General features: G+C 62.3%; 18 protein-coding genes. 9 read left to right on the top strand and 9 right to left on the bottom strand.

Annotation, left to right across the window (positions count from 1 at the left end; all coding sequences use genetic code 11):
• The first annotated feature begins 36 nt into the window (after positions 1-36).
• The 8 genes from CN933_RS04570 (at position 37) to CN933_RS04530 (ending at position 8,620) form a co-directional block, all read left to right on the top strand.
• The gene (locus CN933_RS04570; RefSeq protein ID WP_018095084.1) at positions 37-1,455 is read left to right on the top strand and encodes an aminotransferase-like domain-containing protein; all 1,419 of its coding nucleotides are present in this window, start codon (positions 37-39) and stop codon (positions 1,453-1,455) included.
• Positions 1,456-1,545: 90 nt separating this feature from the next.
• Entirely contained in the window at positions 1,546-2,133 is a 588-nt protein-coding gene (locus CN933_RS04565; protein WP_018095085.1) for an acyloxyacyl hydrolase, read from the top strand.
• 182 nt (positions 2,134-2,315) lie between these two features.
• Positions 2,316-4,547 (top strand): phosphoribosylformylglycinamidine synthase subunit PurL, encoded by a 2,232-nt coding sequence (gene purL / locus CN933_RS04560; RefSeq protein WP_102761313.1) that lies wholly within the window; start codon positions 2,316-2,318, stop codon positions 4,545-4,547.
• Between the two features lie 123 nt (positions 4,548-4,670).
• A complete protein-coding gene (locus tag CN933_RS04555) occupies positions 4,671-4,904 on the top strand; it encodes a BolA/IbaG family iron-sulfur metabolism protein (RefSeq protein WP_003531391.1) in 234 nt (77 codons plus the stop codon).
• 7 nt (positions 4,905-4,911) lie between these two features.
• Positions 4,912-5,154, top strand: a complete 243-nt coding sequence (locus CN933_RS04550) for a hypothetical protein (RefSeq protein ID WP_018095087.1) — start codon at positions 4,912-4,914, stop codon at positions 5,152-5,154.
• Between the two features lie 166 nt (positions 5,155-5,320).
• Positions 5,321-5,656, top strand: a complete 336-nt coding sequence (gene grxD / locus CN933_RS04545) for a Grx4 family monothiol glutaredoxin (protein WP_018095088.1) — start codon at positions 5,321-5,323, stop codon at positions 5,654-5,656.
• 342 nt (positions 5,657-5,998) lie between these two features.
• Positions 5,999-7,246 carry a multidrug effflux MFS transporter gene (locus tag CN933_RS04535; protein WP_018095090.1) on the top strand — a complete coding sequence of 416 codons (1,248 nt, stop codon included), beginning with the start codon at positions 5,999-6,001 and terminating at the stop codon, positions 7,244-7,246.
• A 57-nt stretch (positions 7,247-7,303) separates the two neighbouring features.
• A complete protein-coding gene (locus tag CN933_RS04530) occupies positions 7,304-8,620 on the top strand; it encodes a multidrug effflux MFS transporter (RefSeq protein WP_018095091.1) in 1,317 nt (438 codons plus the stop codon).
• Between the two features lie 101 nt (positions 8,621-8,721).
• Here CN933_RS04530 and CN933_RS04525 read toward each other — a convergent pair whose 3' ends face one another.
• From CN933_RS04525 to CN933_RS04485, 9 genes are all read right to left on the bottom strand, one after another.
• Entirely contained in the window at positions 8,722-9,417 is a 696-nt protein-coding gene (locus CN933_RS04525; protein ID WP_018095092.1) for a class I SAM-dependent methyltransferase, read from the bottom strand.
• Positions 9,418-9,717: 300 nt separating this feature from the next.
• Positions 9,718-10,542: an inositol monophosphatase family protein gene (locus tag CN933_RS04520; protein ID WP_018095093.1), complete on the bottom strand. Its 825-nt coding sequence runs from the start codon at positions 10,540-10,542 to the stop codon at positions 9,718-9,720.
• Positions 10,539-11,423, bottom strand: a complete 885-nt coding sequence (gene ttcA / locus CN933_RS04515) for a tRNA 2-thiocytidine(32) synthetase TtcA (protein ID WP_018095094.1) — start codon at positions 11,421-11,423, stop codon at positions 10,539-10,541. The genes CN933_RS04520 and ttcA overlap by 4 nt, the downstream gene beginning before the upstream one ends.
• A gap of 149 nt (positions 11,424-11,572) precedes the next feature.
• On the bottom strand, positions 11,573-12,520 hold the full coding sequence (locus tag CN933_RS04510) for a glutaminase (RefSeq protein ID WP_018095095.1): 948 nt from the start codon (positions 12,518-12,520) through the stop codon (positions 11,573-11,575).
• Between the two features lie 144 nt (positions 12,521-12,664).
• Positions 12,665-13,282, bottom strand: a complete 618-nt coding sequence (rpsD, locus tag CN933_RS04505) for a 30S ribosomal protein S4 (RefSeq protein WP_003533017.1) — start codon at positions 13,280-13,282, stop codon at positions 12,665-12,667.
• A gap of 253 nt (positions 13,283-13,535) precedes the next feature.
• On the bottom strand, positions 13,536-15,050 hold the full coding sequence (locus tag CN933_RS04500) for an ATP-binding protein (protein ID WP_018095096.1): 1,515 nt from the start codon (positions 15,048-15,050) through the stop codon (positions 13,536-13,538).
• A gap of 167 nt (positions 15,051-15,217) precedes the next feature.
• A complete protein-coding gene (murI, locus tag CN933_RS04495) occupies positions 15,218-16,054 on the bottom strand; it encodes a glutamate racemase (RefSeq protein WP_018095097.1) in 837 nt (278 codons plus the stop codon).
• A complete protein-coding gene (locus CN933_RS04490) occupies positions 16,041-16,871 on the bottom strand; it encodes an RNA methyltransferase (protein ID WP_018095098.1) in 831 nt (276 codons plus the stop codon). Before CN933_RS04490 ends, murI begins: the two co-directional genes overlap by 14 nt.
• Positions 16,872-16,921: 50 nt before the next feature.
• A complete protein-coding gene (locus tag CN933_RS04485; protein ID WP_018095099.1) occupies positions 16,922-18,937 on the bottom strand; it encodes an FUSC family protein in 2,016 nt (671 codons plus the stop codon).
• A gap of 308 nt (positions 18,938-19,245) precedes the next feature.
• Here CN933_RS04485 and CN933_RS04480 point away from each other — a divergent pair, with 308 nt between their 5' ends.
• Entirely contained in the window at positions 19,246-20,460 is a 1,215-nt protein-coding gene (locus tag CN933_RS04480; RefSeq protein WP_010969471.1) for an NADP-dependent isocitrate dehydrogenase, read from the top strand.
• The last annotated feature ends 263 nt before the right edge of the window (positions 20,461-20,723 follow it).

The raw sequence follows: 20,723 nt of genomic DNA, 5'->3' as shown, positions 1-20,723 counted from the left end.
GACATGATATGTCGCGCAATATAGAGAATTGTCACTATGACAACTTGGCTTCCCGACATTGAACAAGGTCACGGGCCGCTTTACGCGCGTATTGCCGACCAGATCGAAGAGGCGATCGGCAACGGCACCCTGCCCGCGGGTACGAAGCTGCCGCCCCAGCGCAATCTCGCTTTCGATGTAGGGGTCACGATCGGCACGATCGGGCGCGCCTACGGCATTGTCCGCGAGCGTGGCCTGGTCAGCGGCGAGGTCGGCCGCGGCACCTACGTTCTCGATCATCCGGAAAGCCGGCCGCCGGAGCAGTCGGATCCGCTGACGACGTCGCTTTCAGGGACGCGCCCGCTCATAGCTCCAGCCGGCAAGCTCCGCTTCGACAGCACCGCCGCTCCTGATATCGGACAGGGCGACATCCTGGCGCAATTGCTCGGAGACATCAGCCGCGAGCATCACGGGGACATTGCGAGCTATGCCCGCAACTTTCCGGATCATTGGTTCGAGGCTGGATCTCAATGGCTGGCACGCGGCAATTTCCGGCCTGGGCCGGAAACGGTCGTCCCGACGCTTGGGGCTCATGCCGCAGTCGTCGCGGTGATCTCGGCCGTCACCTCCCCGGGCGACCGCATCGCCTTCGAGACGCTGACCTATTCCCAGATCAGCCGCAGCGCGGGCCTCATCGGCCGGCGGATCGCGCTGGTGGAAAGCGACGAATTCGGAATGCGGCCGGAAGATTTCGAGCGTGTCTGTGCCCAGCAGCACCCGAAACTCGCCTTTCTGATGCCCGGCGCGCAGAACCCTACGGTGGCGGTCATGCCGCTCGACCGGCGCCAGGCAATCGCCGACATCGCGCGCAAATACGGCGTCTGGCTGGTCGAGGACAATCTCTACGGTTCCATGACCGGCGACCCGCTGCCATTGCTGATGGAGCTTGCGCCCGAGCGAACCTTCCTCGTCGGCGGTCTTTCGAAGTCCGTTGCTGCCGGCGTGCGCGGCGGCTGGGTCGCCTGCCCGCCGCATTTCAGCCAGCGCATCCGCGTAGCCCACAAGATGGTGAGCGGCGGCCTGCCTTTCATTCTCGCGGAGCTTTGCGCCCGTCTGGTCCTCTCCGGATCGGCGTCGGTATTGCGCAATCGCGGCGTCGAGGAAATAGGCGCACGCGAAGCTCTGGCGCGCGAGATCTTCACAGGCTTCGATTTCAACTCGCATCCGAAGATTCCGTTTTTCTGGCTGAAGCTGCCCGAGCCCTGGCTTTCCGGAACCTTCAAGCAGGCCGCCCTGCAGGAGGGCGTGCTCATCGACGACGAGGATGAATTCAAGGCCGGACGCTCCGACCGGGTTTTTCACCGTATCCGCGTCGGTTTCTCCTCGCCAATCGAACGATCCGAGGTACGAAGAGGCTTCGAAATACTGCGCCGTCTCCTCGATAGCGGGCGCGCCGGATACGACAGTTTCGATTGATTACTTTTTAGAGGTGACTTTCGCACAAGCCTCGGCAATCTATTCTTGCTTTTTATCCCGCAGAATTGATTCGCACTGGAAGGTTTGGGCATGAAGGATTTCCGCTCGTTTGCAGGTCGGGGACCGTTTACATTCGTTGCAGCAGCCCTGACGCTTTCGAGCGCACTCATCGGTTCTCAGGCCGGTGCAGCAGAAGGTGTCTTCGATGAATTGCGGTTCGGCGCTACGACCTCGATCGGCAATGGCTCAAATCAGGAAGACGGGGTCTTCCCCTCCGCTACATTGTTCTTCGATCCGCTCGGCGCCGGCAGCGCAAGCGGCCTTGTCGAGAAAATCCTGCGGCCGCGGATCCATGCCGGCGCGTCCGTCGCGACCTCGTCCAGCGGCGTAAACGAAATCTACGCCGGCTTGAGTTGGAATGCCGACATCACCGAGCGCTTTTTCATCGAGCTCGGCGCCGGCGGCACGGTGCATGACGGCGATCTCAATGACGATGGATCGGACGGACCGAAACTCGGCTGCAGGCTGCTGTTTCGCGAATATGCAGCCGTGGGCTACCGTTTCGACGATCACTGGAATCTCTCGGCCACGGTCGAGCATGCGTCCAATGCCAACCTCTGCGACGGCCCGAACGACGGGCTCACGCGCGCGGGGCTGATGCTCGGCTATCAGTTCTAGAGTCCCGGTCCGACGGACTGAAATCCGGGCTGCCGCCCTGTTGATCGACCGTATTTTTCTGTCGCGCCGCGCCGCAGCATAGGCTAAAGAAGCCGCAAAGCGCCCCTGTTACGTTGCGGTACGCACGCGCCTTCCCTTCGAAGCGAGGGTTGCGCGCCGCCCGAAGGATTTGACGGTCGACGATGACGATTTCCAACACCCGCCCCATCACCCCGGACCTGATCGCCTCGCACGGGCTCAAGCCCGACGAATACGAACGCATCCTGAACCTGATCGGGCGCGAGCCGACCTTTACGGAGCTTGGCATCTTCTCGGCCATGTGGAACGAGCATTGCTCATACAAATCCTCGAAGAAATGGCTGCGCACGCTCCCGACCAAGGGGCCTCGCGTCATCCAGGGCCCGGGCGAGAACGCCGGCGTGGTCGACATCGACGACGGTGACTGCGTCGTCTTCAAGATGGAGAGCCACAACCACCCCTCCTACATCGAGCCCTACCAGGGAGCGGCAACGGGCGTCGGCGGCATCCTGCGTGATGTCTTCACGATGGGTGCGCGTCCAGTAGCGGCGATGAACGCGCTGCGCTTCGGTTCACCGGATCACCCGAAGACCCGCCACCTCGTCTCGGGCGTCGTCGCAGGCGTCGGCGGCTACGGCAATTCCTTCGGCGTGCCGACGGTCGGCGGCGAAGTCGAGTTCGATGCGCGCTACAATGGCAACATTCTCGTCAATGCCTTCGCTGCGGGGCTCGCCAAGACCGACGCGATCTTCTACTCGAAGGCGGAAGGCGTCGGCCTCCCGGTCGTCTATCTCGGCGCCAAGACCGGACGCGACGGTGTCGGGGGCGCGACGATGGCATCGGCCGAGTTCGACGAGTCGATCGAGGAGAAGCGCCCGACCGTTCAGGTTGGCGATCCCTTCACCGAGAAGTGCCTGCTCGAAGCCTGCCTGGAGCTGATGCAGACCGGTGCGGTCATTGCGATCCAGGACATGGGCGCTGCCGGCCTCACCTGCTCGGCCGTCGAAATGGGCGCCAAGGGCGATCTCGGCATCGAACTCGATCTCGACAAGGTGCCGGTGCGCGAAGAGCGCATGACGGCCTATGAGATGATGCTTTCGGAAAGTCAGGAGCGCATGCTTATGGTGCTGCGCCCGGAAAAAGAAGAGGAAGCCAAGGCCATCTTCGTCAAATGGGGCCTCGATTTCGCTATCGTCGGCAAGACCACCGACGACCTGCGCTTCCGTATTCTGCACCAGGGCGAAGAAGTCGCGAACCTGCCGATCAAGGAACTCGGAGACGAGGCGCCGGAATACGACCGCCCCTGGACGCCGGCAAGGACACCCTCGCCGCTCGCCACCAACGACATTCCGCAGGCTGATGTGTCCGATGCGCTTCTGAAGCTTGTCGGTTCCGCCAACAATTCCTCGCGCCGCTGGGTCTATGAGCAGTATGACACGCTGATCCAGGGTAATTCGCTGCAGCTTCCGGGCGGCGACGCCGGCGTAATCCGCGTCGAGGGCCATGAGACCAAGGCACTTGCCTTTTCTTCGGACGTTACGCCGCGCTATGTCGAAGCCGATCCGTTCGAGGGCGGCAAGCAGGCGGTTGCCGAGTGCTGGCGCAACCTGACTGCGACCGGCGCGCTGCCGCTCGCCGCCACAGATAATTTGAACTTCGGCAATCCCGAACGGCCGGAGATCATGAGCCAGCTCGTCCATGCGATCAAAGGCATCGGCGAGGCCTGCCAGGCACTCGACTTCCCGATCGTCTCCGGCAACGTCTCTCTCTACAACGAGACAAACGGCCAGGCGATCCTGCCGACCCCTACCATCGGAGGCGTCGGCCTCGTCCGCGACTGGTCGAAGATGGCGCGGATTCGCTTTGCTGCGGCGAACGAGACCATCCTCCTCGCCGGTGCTCCGCAGAGCTGGGGAACGCACATCGGCCAGTCGGTCTACATGCGCGACATTCATGGCCGCACCGACGGTCCGGCGCCGCATGTCGACCTCGGCCATGAACGCAAGGTCGGCGATTTCGTTCGCGGGTTGATCGAGGACGGCCTGGTCACGGCCGTGCACGACTGCTCCTCGGGCGGACTTGCGCTCGCCGTGGCCGAGATGGCCATCGCTTCCGGCATCGGCGCGACGATCGATGCACCTGCGGAACACGACCCGATCCCGGTCTTCTACGGCGAAGACCAGGGCCGATATGTCGTAACCGTCGCGGAGAGTTCGGCCGAGACGGTGGCCGCGCGTGCAAAAGCCGCCGGCGTTGCGCTGCCGGTGATCGGCAGGACAGGCGGAAATGCGGTGCACCTCGGAAACGCCAGGCCCGTATCCGTCGATGAATTGCGTTCCGCACATGAGGCGTGGTTCCCCAATTACATGGGTGGCGATCTCGCACCGGACAATTGACCCGCCGGCCGGCAGACGGCCGAAACAGCATTTGCCTTCGGCCCCTGAATCGTGTTCCCTTTAGTTCATAGCGGGCGGCGGCAATGCGGCCGCGTCGCAAAATTACAAGGGAGTTGGCGTATCATGCCCATGGCACCAGGCGATATCGAAGACATGATCAAGGCCGGGATTCCCGGCGCAAAGGTCACGATTCGTGATCTGGCCGGTGACGGCGACCACTATGCCGCCGAAGTCGTGGCCGAAGCGTTTCGTGGCAAGACGCGCGTGCAGCAGCACCAGATGGTCTACAACGCCTTGAAGGGCAACATGGGCGGCATTCTGCATGCGCTCGCCCTTCAAACCAGCGCGCCGGAGTAAGACGGAAATGGCCGACCTGATCAAGGAGCTCGTAAGCGGGGTCGTTGACAGCGCGTTGAAAGAGATCCTCAAGAAAACCAGAGCGGCCGGAACCGCGGCCAAGCGGGCGAAACGGCGAAGCAGGAAAGCCAAGTCTGGCGGCATACTGGCTGACATCGTCGAGGCGGCCTTGCGTAAACCGGCAAAAAAGCAGGTGAGCTGTCGCCGGACCGCGGCTTCCCGGAGCAAACTGCGCCGCCGCTCGGCCTAGATCCCGATGGCCTAGCCCTCGTTCCCCCGCTGATAGTGGTGCGGAAGCCGAACTTTGAGGGACCATCAATAATTTTGCGATTGGGTGGTGAAAACCACGTCCATGCGTGCTATCTAGACCCCAATCGACATCCGGTCCTTGAAACCGGCGCAGGAAGGAAGACAAGATGAGCGGAATCAACGATTTCATCGATAACGAGGTCAAGAGCAACGACGTCGTTCTTTTCATGAAGGGAACGCCGCAGTTTCCGCAGTGCGGTTTCTCCGGCCAGGTGGTGCAGATCCTGGATTACGTCGGCGTCGACTATAAGGGCATCAACGTGCTCGCCGATGCCGATCTGCGTCAGGGCATCAAGGATTATTCCAATTGGCCGACCATTCCGCAGCTTTACGTAAAGGGCGAGTTCGTCGGCGGTTGCGACATCGTGCGGGAGATGTTCCAGGCGGGCGAGTTGCAGACGCTTCTTCAGGGACAGGGTATTTCCGTCAAGGGCGCCGCCTGACACCCTCCGAACCGCATCTTTGCGATGATCGGAAAAGGCGGGTAACCGCCTTTTTTGATTCCGAAGCAATATGCCGCGCGCCTAATGTTCGATACGCTTCATGAGCGGGCGGCGAAATTCACGCCGATCATGGGCGTCATGGACGACCGGGCGCGCGGTCTCGTATGCAGCCCTGCCCAGGGGTGCGGCCTCCTTCGATTTGCGCCGGCGAGTACTGCGTCCTTTTCGATCCGACACAACAAAAGACTGAATTTATTCAGCAGATCCTAATCATTGCGAAACATGCCACGCACTGGCTCGGCGTGGCAAAGAACCGGCTGCGGGAAAGCGGCAGCCGGCAGGATGTATGAAATGACAAGGCCCATAGACCAAGCCGCCACCCTCTCCGGGCTGACGAAAGTCCAGTTCATTGCATTGATGGCCATGCTGATGTCCATCAATGCGATCTCGATCGACATCATGTTGCCCGGGCTGCAGGAAATCGGCGCGAGCCTCGGCGTGGCAGATGAGAACCATCGGCAATACGTCATAACCGCCTACCTGCTCGGCATGGGGTTCGCGCAACTGTTCTTCGGCCCCCTGTCCGACCGCTTCGGGCGAAAGGCACCCTTGTTGGGCGGGCTGGCCCTTTACGGCGTCAGCGCCCTCGCGATCGTGTTCGTACCGACCTTCACGACACTCCTGTTCCTTCGGCTCGTCCAGGGCATAGGCGCGGCGGCAACCCGCGTCATCACCGTTTCCATCGTGCGCGACGTCTATGGCGGGCGGCAGATGGCCGAGATCATGTCGCTGGTAATGATGGTGTTCATGATCGTCCCGGTCATCGCACCGAGCATCGGACAATTGATCATGCTCTTTTCCGAATGGCACATGATCTTCGTCGTGATCGCAATGTTCGCGGTTGCCGTAGCGCTTCCGGTCGCCTTGCGCCTTCGTGAGACTTTGGCCCCCACCAACCGGCGCCCCTTCACGGCCTCGTCCATACTTGCGGGCTTCCGCATCGTGCTGACGAACCGGCTGGCGCTGTTCTATACGCTCGCGACGTCGGCCCTTCTCGGCGGTCTCTTCGGTTTCATCAACTCGGCGCAACAGATTCTCGTCGGCGTCTATGGCCTGGGCGTCTGGTTTCCGGCAGTATTCGCCGCTTTCGCCGGCATGATGGCGGTCGCCTCCTTTACCAATTCGCGACTTGTCCGGACGTTCGGCATGCGGGCATTGTCGCATGCCGCGCTTCTCGGCTTCACTCTGGCAAGTTTCATCTGGATGTCGGCTTCATTGATCGGGCCGCTGCCTTTGCCGGTCTTCATGCTCCTTCATGCAGCCACCATGTTCCAGTTCGGGCTGATCGCCGCCAACTTCAACGCCATGGCGATGGAGCCGCTCGGCCACGTGGCCGGCACCGCCTCATCCGTTCTCGGCTTCACGCAGACGATCGGCGGCGGAATCATCGGCGCGTTCATCGGCCAGGCATTCGATAACAGCGTCACGCCCCTTGCGGTCGGCTTCTTCACGGTCGCACTCGTCGCGCTTGTCTGCGTGCTGATCGCAGAGGGCGGCAAGCTCTTCAAACCGCACAATCCGGCAGGCTAGCCGGATCGGCTCCAGTATACCGATTTTTCCTCCCAATCCATTTTGGATGTTTTGAACATGACTTCGGTTTCCCAACAATCTTCGCTTGGTGAACAATCATCGGGCCATGCCGATCAGGCTTCGGGCGCCGCGCGCCTCGGAATGGGCCTTGTCGAATTCATCGTCACCATTGCGGTCATGACCGCGAGCATTGCGCTCGCGATCGACAGCATGCTGCCGGCTCTGCCAAGCATCGGCCAGACGCTCAACGTTGCCAACGCCAACGATACGCAACTCGTGATCGGCGTCTTCTTCCTCGGCTTCGGCCTCTCCCAGATATTCTTCGGGAGCCTCTCGGATGCCTTCGGGCGCCGGTCAGTTCTCCTTTGCGGCCTTGCGCTCTTCAGCCTGTCGATGTTCGCCGCCTCCTGGGTCGAAAGCATAGAGACGCTGCTCCTTCTCCGCTTCATCCAGGGGATCGGCGGTGCCGCCGTCCGCATCACGACCATGGCGATCGTCCGCGACTGTTTCGGCGGCCGCGACATGGCGCGCGTCATGTCCTATGTCATGATCGTCTTCATGATCGTCCCGATCGTCGCTCCGACACTTGGCCAAGTGGTGATCGCCTATGCCGACTGGCACTGGATCTTCATCCTGATCGGCGTCGTCGGCACCGCCCTGTTCGTCTGGGCGTTGACCCGGATGAAGGAGTCTCTGCCGAAGGAGGAACGTCTGCCGCTTTCGGTGGGAGCGGTCCTTTCCGGCTTCCGCACGGTGCTCACGAACCGCATCACCTGCGGCTACATGATCGGAATGACCCTGTTTACCGCCGTCATTTGCGCCTATGTCGTCAGCGTTCAGCAGGTCTTCGGCGAGGTCTACAACCTCAGTGACTGGATGCCTATCGCCTTTGCGGGCACCGCGGGCGGGATAGCGGTCGCGAACTTCGCCAACGGGTATTTCGTGCGCAGTTTCGGCATGCGCCGCATCTCGCATGCCGCTATGATCCTCTTCACCCTCTTTGCTGCGACCGGTTACGTCCTGTCGCTCGCGGGCACTCCGGCCTTCGCCATCAGCTATCTCCTGTTTTCGTTATTGCTGATGTTCTTCGCCGTCATCGCCACCAACTTCACCGCCATCAGCCTCGAGCCAATGGGACATCTGGCGGGCACGGCAACCGCCGTCACCGGTTTCGTCTCCACCACCGGCGGTGCGCTGATCGGCGGTGCCGTCGGCCAGCTCTTCAACGGGACGCTACAGCCGCTGTTCGGCGGTTACGCCCTGTTCGGCGTGCTGACCATCCTCGCAACGCTCTGGGCGGAAAATGGAAAGCTGTTCACCCATCCGGGCGACAGCGATGGGACGCACGAACACGGCGGCGGCGGACACCTTTAGAGCCCCCGATTGATGGCAAGCAGTGCCCACCCAGGAGGGCACTGCTTTTGTTGTCTGCTTCGCGAGCGATTGACATTGGCTTTGCCCCACAAGAGTGGCCCTCACGCTTTCACCGCCGAAAAGAAGAGAAATCGCGGCTTGGTCGCCAGGGTCTGATATGCCTCTGGGAAGCGTGAGTGGGCACCAGGATCGGGCTGAGGTTCGTTCAGCGACTCGAGTTGGAACCCCGCTGCCCTCAATGCATCAACCATGGCGTGAAGTGGACGATGCCAGAAGCGCATTGTGATGGCCTTCCCGCCACGCTGCCACGTTTCGCTGAAGCTATAGGTCTCGAAATAGTTCTCGCGACCCGCCAACTCGTGATCCATAAAAGGGTGGTGCGTGGAGAAAACCAGGCGGCCGCCTTGGGGCAGCAGACGGGCGAATTCCGAAAGGGGATGTGCCCAGTCTGGCAGATAGTGCATGACAAGGGAGGCAAGGATCAAATCGAAGCAACCATCGTCGAAGGGCAGCGGTTCGTTCAGATCCGCCACCAACAATCGCGCCCGGCCGTCAAGGCGGCGTTGTGCGATCTCGAGCAGTCCGGCACTTGAGTCGATACCGGTTAGGATTGCCCCTCGGTCGAGGAGCGCCGCAGCATGGGCTCCGCCGCCGCACCCTGCGTCAAGCACCCGAAGCCCGGTGACATCTCCAACCATCGAAAGAATGGCTGGCCGCTCGTAATAGGCATTCCAGGCATTGTTCTCGTTGTCAGCGTCATAGGCCGCTGCAAACGCATCATAATCATTCTCAGACAATGTTTACTCCGGCGCCAAAGACCTCGTCCGAAGACGATCACTTATCGGCTTCTGATATCATTGATACGCCAATCAAGGCCATGCGTTCGGCTTTGATCAAATTGAGTCTCAAAATTCGCTGGCAGAGCTTCTAGCATTCTTCCGCGCCTTTCGACGTATCCAACCTTCCTGTTCAGGGTGATCCGCCAGAGCTTGTACACGGTGTCGAATACCGTGTAGCGGTTTTCCGTGCATCGGGTCTAACGACAGAGGCCGCCCGGAAAACCGGGCGGCCTCTGTCATTCGAAAGGGCTTTTCAGATCAGACGGTGAAGACCTCGCGCCGCAACTCCTCCCAGCTCTCCTTGTCGGTCGCCAGAAGCAGCCCGCCGTTCGTGTGCGCGGGCAGATAACGCGAACCGTCGAAACGGGCCGCATAGGCGCCGGCCTCTTCGGCGATCAGGGTGCCGGCAAGGTGGTCCCAGGGCATAAGCTTCTGATACATCAGGAAGTGCAGATGACCGCCGGCAAAGATTCGGTATTCATGCGCCGCGCAGCGATAGCTCGTGGCCATCCGGACCTTCGCCATATTGCCCATGACAATGCGGCGCTCGGCCTGCGCGTAAAACCCGGCCGATGCGACGCCCACCATGTTGTCGACGGTGACCCCGGCTGTGACCGACAGTCTCTCCTGCGTCCCGTCGGGCCGGCACATCCACGCGCCGGAGCCTCGCTCGGCGATGACCCAGTCGTTGCCGAGCGGATCGTAGATGATCCCTGCGACGGTCTCTCCACCGGCGACGACGCTCGCCATCACGCCGAAGAGCGGCAGGCCGGCCGCGAAATTGAAGGTGCCGTCGATCGGATCGACGACGATCGCGAGATCGGCACCGGCGAGCTTGTCGAGGAGCGCCGGATCGGCGGCGACGGATTCCTCGCCGATGAACACGGCCCCCGGCGCAATCGCGTCGATATTCGCCTTGATCAGCCTCTCGGCGGCCTCGTCGCCTTCCGTCACCAGGTCGATCGCTTCCGATTTCATCCGCACATCGCCGGAGCCAAGATTGCGAAAGCGCGGGAGGATTTCCTTTACCGCCGCTTCCTGCAGCAGGTTGGCAAGTGCGGCGATGTCGACGGAATGGCTCATTCTTTGGGCTCCGGAGAGAGGGATTGGAAGTCGAAAAGCTTGGGATCGAGCAGATGCGAGGCGTTCACGTGTCCGAGCGCGCGCAGCATCGTGTCCTTGCGGCCCGGCATGCGCCGCTCGATATCCGCAAGCATCGCCTTCATTGTGTTGCGCTCGAGCCCATCCTGCGAACCACAGAGGTCGCAGGGGATGATCGGGAACTCCATGGCCGCGGCGAACTTCGCCAGATCGTCCTCCGCCGCATAGGCAAGCGGCCGCAGGACCATCAGATCGCCCTCGTCGTTGAGAAGCTTTGCCGGCATCGACGCCAGGCGCCCGCCATGGAAAAAGTTCATGAAGAAGGTCTCGAGGATGTCTTCCCGATGATGGCCAAGCACCAATGCGTCGCAGCCCTCCTCCCGGGCGATGCGATAAAGATTGCCGCGCCGAAGCCGTGAACAGAGCGAACAATAGGTCGCGCCCGCCGGCACCTTCTCTTTCACTATCGAATAGGTGTCGCGGTATTCGATGCGGTGCTCGACGCCGATGGACCGGAGATAGTCGGGCAGGACATGCTTCGGAAAATTCGGCTGCCCCTGATCCAGATTGCAGGCGACGATTTCGACGGGAAGCAGACCCCGCCACTGCAGGTCCATCAGCAGCGCCAGCAGGCTGTAGCTGTCCTTTCCACCCGACACGCCGACAAGCCAGCGTCTGGAGCCCTTGAGCATGCCGAAATCGTCGAGCGCCTGGCGCACCTGCCTGAGCAGGCGCTTGCGCAGCTTGTTGAAGGAGACGGAGGACGGCATGCGCGAAAAAAGCGGATGGGCCGCACCTTCGAATGCGGCGTCATCGGCAATGACGCTGCCTGTCTCGTCGGGGGAGGATTGTGCGACTTCCATGGCGGCAATCTCGGATTGTGCAGAGCGCAGGTTGCGCTCTGTTTTCTGAAGCAGCACTTGCCCCGTCCGGCCGGGAAGATCAAGAAAAAACGGGCGTGTGGGCCCCCGGCGTCCTGTGAAGGGTACAGGGGCGGCGGCTTTCCGCGCGCTTACGGCCCGAACACCGACCAACCCGTACGCGCAGCCAGCATTTCGAGCGCCAGCGACCCCAGCAGCGAATTGCCGTATTCGTTGAGCCCCGGCGACCAGACGGCAATAGACGCCTTGCCCGGCGCCACCGCCATGATGCCGCCGCCGACGCCGCTCTTCCCCGGCAGACCGACCCGGTAGGCAAAATCCCCGGAGCCGTCATAATGGCCGCAGGTGAGCATAAGCGCATTGATGCGCCGCGCGCGCTGGCGCGACACGACCGAATGCCCGGTCAGCGGGTTGGTGCCGCCGGCGGCCAGAAACAGACCGGCTTTGGCGAGCTGGCTACAGGTCATCGCGAGCGCGCAATGATGGAAATAGACGCCGAGCACGTGCTCGACCGGATGATCGAGCCGGCCGAAGGAGCGCATGAAATTCGCAAGCGCTATGTTGCGGTAACCGGTCGCGGTCTCCGAGCGTGCGACTTCATGATCGATCACGATGTCCTCGTCATCCGCGAGATAACGAACGAAGCGAACGATCTCCCCGATCAGCTCCTTCGGCGTGTGGCCGGCGAGAATGAGATCGCTTATCCTGATCGCGCCGGCATTGATGAAGGGGTTGCGCGGCTTGCCGCCCTCATGCTCGAGCTGCACGATCGAATTGAAGGCCGAGCCCGAAGGCTCGCGCCCAACCCGGTTCCAGATGTTTTCGCCGTGTTTGCCCAGCGCCAGCGTGAGCGTGAACACCTTGGAGATGCTCTGAATGGAGAACGGCATCTCCGCATCGCCGGCGCGATAGACCTTGCCGCCCGTTGTGACGATCGCCATGCCGAAGTGGCGGGCATCGACGCGTGCTAGCTGCGGAATATAATCCGCAACCTTCCCTTCGCCGAGGCGCGGCGTCAGTTCCAGAAAGATGTCGTCGATGATCGCCTGGAGGTCTTCTTGCGGTTTCGGCTCACGCATACGGCACTTCTCACTTCGGAAGCGGTCTCGTTCAGGACACTCCGTCCTGCGCCCGCCTCCAGTCTATGGGATTCGTCCGGCAACTTCGTACAAAAAAAACCGCCCGTCTCCGGGCGGCTTTCCAATTCGTTCAGGCGGGCCTGATTAACGCGAATAAAATTCGACGACCAGGTGCGGCTCCATGACGACCGGGTACGGCACGTCCGAGAGCGCGGGAACGCGAACGAAGGTCGCGACCATCTTGTTGTGATCGGCTTCGATGTAATCAGGAACGTCACGCTCGGCGAGCTGTACGGCTTCGAGCACCGTAACGAGCTGCTTGGATTTTTCTTTGACTTCGATGACGTCGCCCGGCTTGCAGCGGTAGGAACCGATGTTGACGCGAACGCCGTTGACCTTGACGTGGCCATGGTTGACGAACTGGCGCGCGGCGAAAACGGTCGGAACGAACTTGGCGCGGTAAACGATCGCGTCGAGGCGCGATTCGAGCAGGCCGACCAGGTTCTCCGGGGTGTCGCCCTTGCGGCGCGATGCTTCGGCGAAGATCGCACGGAACTGCTTTTCACGGATATCGCCGTAGTAGCCCTTCAGCTTCTGCTTGGCGCGCAGCTGCACGCCGAAGTCGGAAAGCTTGGACTTGCGGCGCTGGCCGTGCTGGCCCGGGCCATATTCGCGACGGTTCACCGGGGACTTCGGACGGCCCCAGATATTTTCGCCCATACGGCGGTCAATTTTGTACTTGGACGACTCGCGCTTGCTCATCGCATTTCCTTTCAAAGTGTTACACCGGTTTGCTGCCAAACCGGATCAAGGAAACACGCCCTCCTCTGAACCCATTTTTGGGGCTCTGACAGGCTTCTCACGATCACGCTGCCGGAGAAACCACGGGACATGTCAAATGAAACACCGGGCATCACTGCCCGGCGTTGAGCGGGTCTTTAAGCACTGGGCGGCGAATTGTCAACGGAATATGACAGGAACAATGGCAAATTCAGCCGCACTTCCGAATGCAATTTCACTCGGCGGCCGCGCGCGTTGAATCGCCCGTGTCCGGGGCATTGGCGTCGCCCGGAGCCGTTTCCTTGCCGAGGTCGGGGAAAGCGACGATGCGCTTGCCGGAGAAATCCGCATGCACCACGACGAGCCCCTGCTCTTCGAAATAACCGAGCAATCGCCGTGCGCGACGGGCCGAATGCGTTCCGTAGGCACGGGCGATCATAGCGTCCGACGGACAAGGCAGCCCGCGCAGGGCCGCCTGTGCCAACATCAGGAAAACCGCCTGCAGGTCTTCCGTCACCCGGTCGGCCAGCCCAATCGCCGAGGCCCAATCCTCGCTTTCCGCCGTCTCGGCATCGATGCCCGATCGGGCAACGGCCATCTTGCGGCGGAATGCGCTCAAGGAGAGCGCGGGTCCGGGGACGCGGCGAATGCGGCAGCGCACGAGAAAGTCCTGGTAGAGCTCCGCATCGGGCCTGAACGCGGCTTCCGGATTTGCAACGATTTCGGCAAAGAGGCTGCCGATCAGCGCATCCCGCTCCTCCGCCGAGATTTCCGGTTGCACCGGCTTGGCCTCCACGGGCGCTGCGGGCTCGGGCCTTGGCCGCGACAGCTCCGCGAGAATATCGCTCGCGGGGCGCGGCTGCGGCGCTGTGCGGCGGACGACCGGGCGGGTGAATTCCTCCGGGTCGGGCGTGAAGATCAGGTCCGCCACGTCCTGCGGCGCTTCGGGCAGCGGCATCAGCTTCGGGCTCATCGACCGTGCCGAGGTCTCGACCGAACCGATCGTTACCCTCAACGGCCGGCGGGAAAGCGCGGGACCGAGCGCCACGAAGGAGCCCCGCTTCAGGTCGCGAAACATCTCGGCGGTGCGCCGGTCCATGCCGAGCAGATCGGCGGCGCGCAGCATGTCGATGTCGAGGAAGGTGCGTCCCATCAGGAAGTTCGAGGCCTCTGCCGCCACGTTCTTGGCGAGCTTGGCGAGGCGCTGCGTGGCGATGACGCCGGCAAGCCCGCGCTTGCGGCCGCGGCACATGAGATTGGTCATCGCGCCGAGCGAAACCTTGCGTATTTCCTCCGAAACGTCGCCGCCGACGGACGGTGCGAACATCTGCGCCTCGTCGACGACCACCAGAACGGGATACCAATATTCCCGGTCCGCATCGAACATGGCATTCAGAAACACGCCGGCGCTGCGCATCTGCTGCTCGACATCCAGCCCTTCGAGCGAAAGCACGCAGGAAACGCGGTATTGGCGGATGCGGGTGGCGATGCCGATGAGCTCCGCATCGGTACGCTCCCCCTCGATCACCACATGGCCGAACTTGTCGGCAAGCGTGACGAAATCGCCTTCCGGATCGATGATGCACTGCTGCACCCAGGGCACGGATTGTTCCAGCAGACGGCGGAGCAGATGCGACTTGCCGGAGCCGGAATTGCCCTGCACGAGAAGACGCGTCGCCAGAAGCTCTTCGATATCGAGCGAGGCCGAGGTCCCTTCGGACGTCGTTCCCATGTCGATGCCGACTTTCATCCTTACCTCTTCTTGACGGGTTGATTCGCGGCCGCGGACGGGTCGCCAAAACGGGCAACACCTAGCATGGATCGCGCTCGAACGTGCCGCCGATTATGGAAACCCACAGGGAATAGTTGGCGCTCGAATGCCGCTCTCGGACATGCGCAGCAATGTCGTGCGCCGATTCAGGTGACCGCTTCGCGCCTGTCCGCAGTTGCGGCAGCCGCAACAACTCTCAAGCCGAAGCCTTGCATCAGACGGCGTGTCGCGAAATCGGGGTTGCCCGATGTGAAGATCGCCGGGTCCTCGCCGTTCAATGGCTCGAACCCGTTCGGCAGCGGCACCAGCGAACGCGCCCGCCTCGCGATCGCTTCGGCCGGATCCAGCCAGTCTACCGGCCAGGGCGCCAGCCGGCGGAAAACATTGGCCATGAAAGGATAGTGGGTGCAGGCCAGCACGACGATATCGGTTCTCTTTCCCTCCGCCTCCACGAAGCAGGGCGCGATCTCGGCGAAAACCGCCTCATCACCCAATGCGTCGCCGCGAATATAGGCTTCCGCCATGCGCGCGAGGTTCTCCGAGCCGACCAGTCTGACGTGACATTGCGAGGCGAAGGACTGAATGAGATCGCGGGTGTAGGCGCGCTTCACGGTGCCCGGAGTCGCAAGCACCGAAACGAGGCCCGAACGGGTGCGCTCGGCCGCAGGCTTGATGGCCGGAACGGTGCCGACGAAGGTCATCTGCGGATAGGCGGCGCGCAGATCCGCGCCGACGAGCGTGAATGCCGTATTGCAGGCGATGATGCAGATTTCCGGATCATGCTCGGCAAGCAGCCCACCGAATAGAGCGATCACCCGCTCCTTCAGAGCGCCCTCCTCCCAGCCGCCATAGGGAAAACCGGCATCGTCGGCGACGTAGATGAAATGCCGCTCCGGCATCAGCACGCGCGCCTCGCGCAGCACCGTCAGGCCACCGATCCCGCTGTCGAAGACGAGAATGGGCTTCAGCTCAGTCTTTGTCACCGCCGCTCTGTTCTTTCCTGCTATGCCCGGGCGGAGCTGCGGAGCCACGCGGATTTTCGCGCGTGAAACGGTCGAGCGAAGAAATGACGCCGCGCAGCACCTGGATTTCCGATTCGGTAAAGGATGGTCTGGTCAGAACCGCGCGCAGATTCTCGACCAATTTCGGCTTTTTGTCGGCGGAACGGAAATAGTTGCGCGCGTCGAGCGCCTCTTCCAGATGCTCGCAGAGCCCATGCAACTGCTCCTTCGTCGCCGGGCGCTGCTGGCTCGCCTGGAAAGATGTCTCGTCCTCGGAGGTCATGCCGGTCTTCAGCCACTCATAGGACATGAGCAGCACTGCCTGGGCGAGGTTCAGCGAAGCGAAGGCGGGATTGACCGGAAAGGTCACGATCTCGTCGGCAAGCGCGACCTCGGCATTGGTCAGTCCGGTGCGCTCGCGGCCGAAAATGATGCCGACCTTCTCGCCCTCCTTGAACCGGTGACGGAGTTCCCGGGCGGCGACGATCGGCGAGCGCACGGGTTTGAAGCCGTCGCGGTCGCGCGCGGTGGTCGCGTAGACGAAATTGAGGTCGGCGAGCGCCTCTTCGAGCGTTTCGTAGAGCTTGGCGCCGTCGATCACGTGATCGGCGCGGCTGGCGGCGGAGCGTGCCTTTTCACTCGGCCAGCCATCGCGCGGGCTGACGAGGCGCAGTTCGGACAGGCCGAAATTCGCCATGGCGCGCGCCACCATGCCGATATTCTCGCCGAGCTGGGGAAAGGCGAGAATGATCGCCGGACCTTCCGTCAAAAGTTCGCGTTCGCTGTTTGTGCCTGCCATCGCCTGTGTGCCTTCTGTTCGGCGCTTCCCTCGCATATATGGACGCGGATTTAAAGCCCGCGCTCCTGCCCAGCGGGCCGCACGCGCGGCGAATGAAGACGCTCGAGCGAAACGGCAACCATCTCCAGTCCAAGGCCTGCGTCGTCGCGCGATACCGGCAGATGACGCTCGACCGGCGCAGCGACGCTCCGGGACCGGTAGAAATAGTCCGCTCCGGTTTCGCGCACCTTGCTTGCGAGCTTCAGATTTTCCGCGATCTGCGCCGCGAAGTCATCCGGGCTTTCCGCGGCCTGCGACATCTTTCGCGCGAATATGCGCGCCCAATAGGTGCAGCCCATGAACACCGCCAGGGTCTGGCGCACATGCCCCGGGCGGGTGACGAGCTGCCAGGAGACGCCGAGGGGTTTGGCAGCAGCGGCCAGGTCCCTGTAGGCGCGGTCGAGCGCCTGCGACCGGGTGACGAGATCAAGGCCGGACGTTCCCCTCCTTGCCTCCTCCAGCAATTCGGCGAGCTTGTCGCACCAATTTCTGATCGCCCCATCGAGCGTCGTGCGGGTCTTCGTCGGAAACACGACGAAAGCCACCGCCGCGCCGGCGACCGAGCCGACAAGGGTCTCCTCGAGACGCAGCTCCAGAAGCTGCGGCGTCAAAACGCCGAGCAGGCTGTAGGCGAGAGAGAGGACGACCGAGACGAAGAAAGTCATGCTCGCGTAGGAGACCGGGAGGAAATAGAAGGCCAGAAAGATGCAGGCCGCACCGAGGGGCAGGACTATATAGACAGTCCCGCCGATCGCGCTTGCCGCCGCGAGTCCGACGACGATGCCCGCCAATGTGCCGGCCGACCGCTGCAAGGCCTTCACTGCGGTATCACCGCGGGAGCGCGTATTGGTGAAGACGAGGAACGCGGCGAGAACCGCCCAGAACCAGCGCTCGCGCGAAAGCATCAAGCCGAACACCATTGCGATGCCCGAGGCGAGGGTAATCTGGATCGCGCTCCGTAAAGCCGGGTCGGCCATGGAAAAGCGAGCCGTTGCCGCCGAGGGCTCAGGAGATGGAACCGGATGCGGTTCGTCGAGGTCCGCCTCCTTGAGGGCGCCCAGACTGCGATCGAGGCGATCTCGAACCGTATGAAGCCAAAGCAGAGCCCTGGCCGCCTCGAGCTGCCTGACATTCGCCTCGCCCAGCGACTGCATTCCCCGTTCTATCTCGCCCGAATTTTTCGCCAGGGCTGCGTCGACAACTATCGCAGGCGGCATTGCCTGAAGGCTGAGCACGATCACGCTCTCGGCCGCAAGGTGAATGTCGAAGAGCCCGATGGCGAGGTCCGCAGAGACGACGCCGGGTTCCGGCGCCGGGCGGCGGTTGTCCGTCGCAATGAAGCTCTCCGCCATCAACACGGCTTCCTTCAACCTCTCCTCCAGCGCGTGCAGCCTGCGGCGATCGGCAGCCTTGAGAATGGGCCTGCGCGCAGCCGCTGCGATCTCATGAAGGATTTCATCCACCCTCTGCTGGACGCTCGCGATCGCCCTCAGAAGATCACGGTAGCGGTCGTCCGGAAGAAGGACGGTTCGCACAAGATGCGCGGTCGCCGCCGAGATTCCGGCACCGAGAACGAGCGCCGGCAACTGATCCAGCGACGGGCGCAGATAGGCTCCGGTGAAATAGGACATGAAGGCGAACATGCCGACGGCGAACCACCGCTGACCGAAGGCGCGGCCATAGACGGCTACGAAGATCACCACGAGAAAAACGAGATCGGAAACGTGCCGGTAGCGCTCCAGCGTAGAGGCGAGCGTGACCATCGCAACGCCCGTGACGACCGCCAGAATACGCGTGACCAGTTGTTCCGAGGCCGTCCGGTCGCGAACCGCCAGGCCGCCTTCGATCGAAAGCGTTATCGCAAGCCCATAGGCGGCCGGCGGCAGCGGTGTGGCGATGAAATGGAAGGCGATCAGCAGAGCGACCGAGATCACCACCGTCGCCGTTATCCGGGACGCCTGCCGCAGCCGGGAAAAGGCCGGATCATTGGCCAGCAGCCAGTCCCGCAAGCGAAGCCTGAACGTCATGGCGCCTCTGCCTGTCCGCACGCCCGCAGCGTGCAGCGTTTCTGGGATGGCGACACGCAAAAAACAGTTGAAGCACGCCGCCGCTCGATTTCTGAAATAGCCTTTCGCGCGGTCTTTTCAAAGCGGTGAGATGACCGGCCCCCCGGTCTGAAGACCGGGCGCGACCGGCCGATTCCGGGCTCGCCGCCTTGGTCCAAAGTTTCGGCCAAGCATGCTTTGCCTTGCTGGCTCACAGTGCTATAGGGCTCTGGATTTCTCCCACCGTCGGAATGCCGCACGCGGTGCTCCGCAAGCTACGAGGCATATCAATGGCAAAGATCAAGGTCGCCAATCCGGTCGTCGAACTCGACGGCGACGAGATGACCCGCATCATCTGGCAGTTCATCAAGGACAAGCTGATCCATCCTTATCTCGACCTCGATCTCGAATATTACGACCTCGGCGTCGAAAACCGTGATGCAACTGACGACCAGGTGACGATCGACGCCGCAAACGCCATCAAGAAACACGGCGTCGGGGTCAAATGCGCCACGATCACGCCGGACGAAGGCCGCGTCGAGGAGTTCAAACTGAAGAAGATGTGGAAGTCGCCGAACGGCACGATCCGCAACATCCTCGGCGGCGTCATCTTCCGCGAGCCGATCATCTGCAAGAACGTGCCGCGCCTCGTTCCCGGCTGGACCAAGCCGATCATCGTCGGCCGCCACGCCTTCGGCGATCAGTACCGCGCAACCGATTTCAAATTCCCGGGCAAGGGCAAGCTCTCGATCAAGTTCGTCGGCGAAGACGGCCAGACGATCGAGCATGACGTTTACGACGCGCCGGGCGCCGGCGTGGCACTCGCCATGTACAACCTGGACGAATCGATCACCGAATTCGCGCGCGCCTCGTTCAACTACGGCCTGCAGCGCAAGGTTCCGGTCTACCTTTCGACCAAGAACACGATCCTGAAGGCCTATGACGGCCGCTTCAAGGATATCTTCCAGAAGGTGTTCGACGAGGAATTCGCCGCCCAGTTCAAGGCCGAGAAGCTCTGGTACGAACACCGCCTGATCGACGACATGGTCGCCTCGGCGCTGAAGTGGTCCGGCGGCTATGTCTGGGCCTGCAAGAACTATGACGGCGACGTGCAGTCCGACATCGTCGCGCAGGGCTTCGGCTCGCTCGGCCTGATGACCTCGGTACTGATGACGCCCGACGGAAAGACGGTCGAAGCGGAAGCCGCCCACGGCACGGTGACGCGACACTACCGCCAGCACCAGAAAGGCGAAGAAACCTCGACCAACTCGATCGCCTCGATCTTCGCCTGGACCCGCGGCCTCGCCCACCGCGCCAAGCTCGACGGCAACGCCGAACTCGCGAAGTTTTCCGAAACGCTGGAGCGCGTCTGCGTCGATACGGTCGAATCGGGCTTCATGACCAAGGACTTGGCGCTCCTCATCGGCCCCGACCAGCCCTGGCTGTCGACCACCGGCTTCCTTGACAAGATCGACGAGAACCTCAGGAAGGCAATGGCGGCGTAATCAGCCTGTTCTATCGCCAGAATTCGGAACCCGGCCCCGCGCCGGGTTTCTTTTTGTCGTGGGAGCCGGCCCCGTTCCATCCACTTGTGGGAAACTGCGGCTCAGATCGGCTGAGAGCGCCCGTTACGTTCCGACGCCGCCAGGTGGCGGTATCCGGAAAGCCCGCCTATGCCCGACTCGGCCGCCGCGCGTACTGATGCGCGCCTCGGCCGAGGCAGCCCTCGAAACCACCCGGACCGAACAGCTGCCATGAAAAAGGGCGC

Source organism: Sinorhizobium sp. M4_45 (assembly GCF_002885915.1).
GTDB lineage: Bacteria > Pseudomonadota > Alphaproteobacteria > Rhizobiales > Rhizobiaceae > Sinorhizobium > Sinorhizobium meliloti_A.
This window is presented reverse-complemented; position numbering and strand designations above follow the sequence as displayed.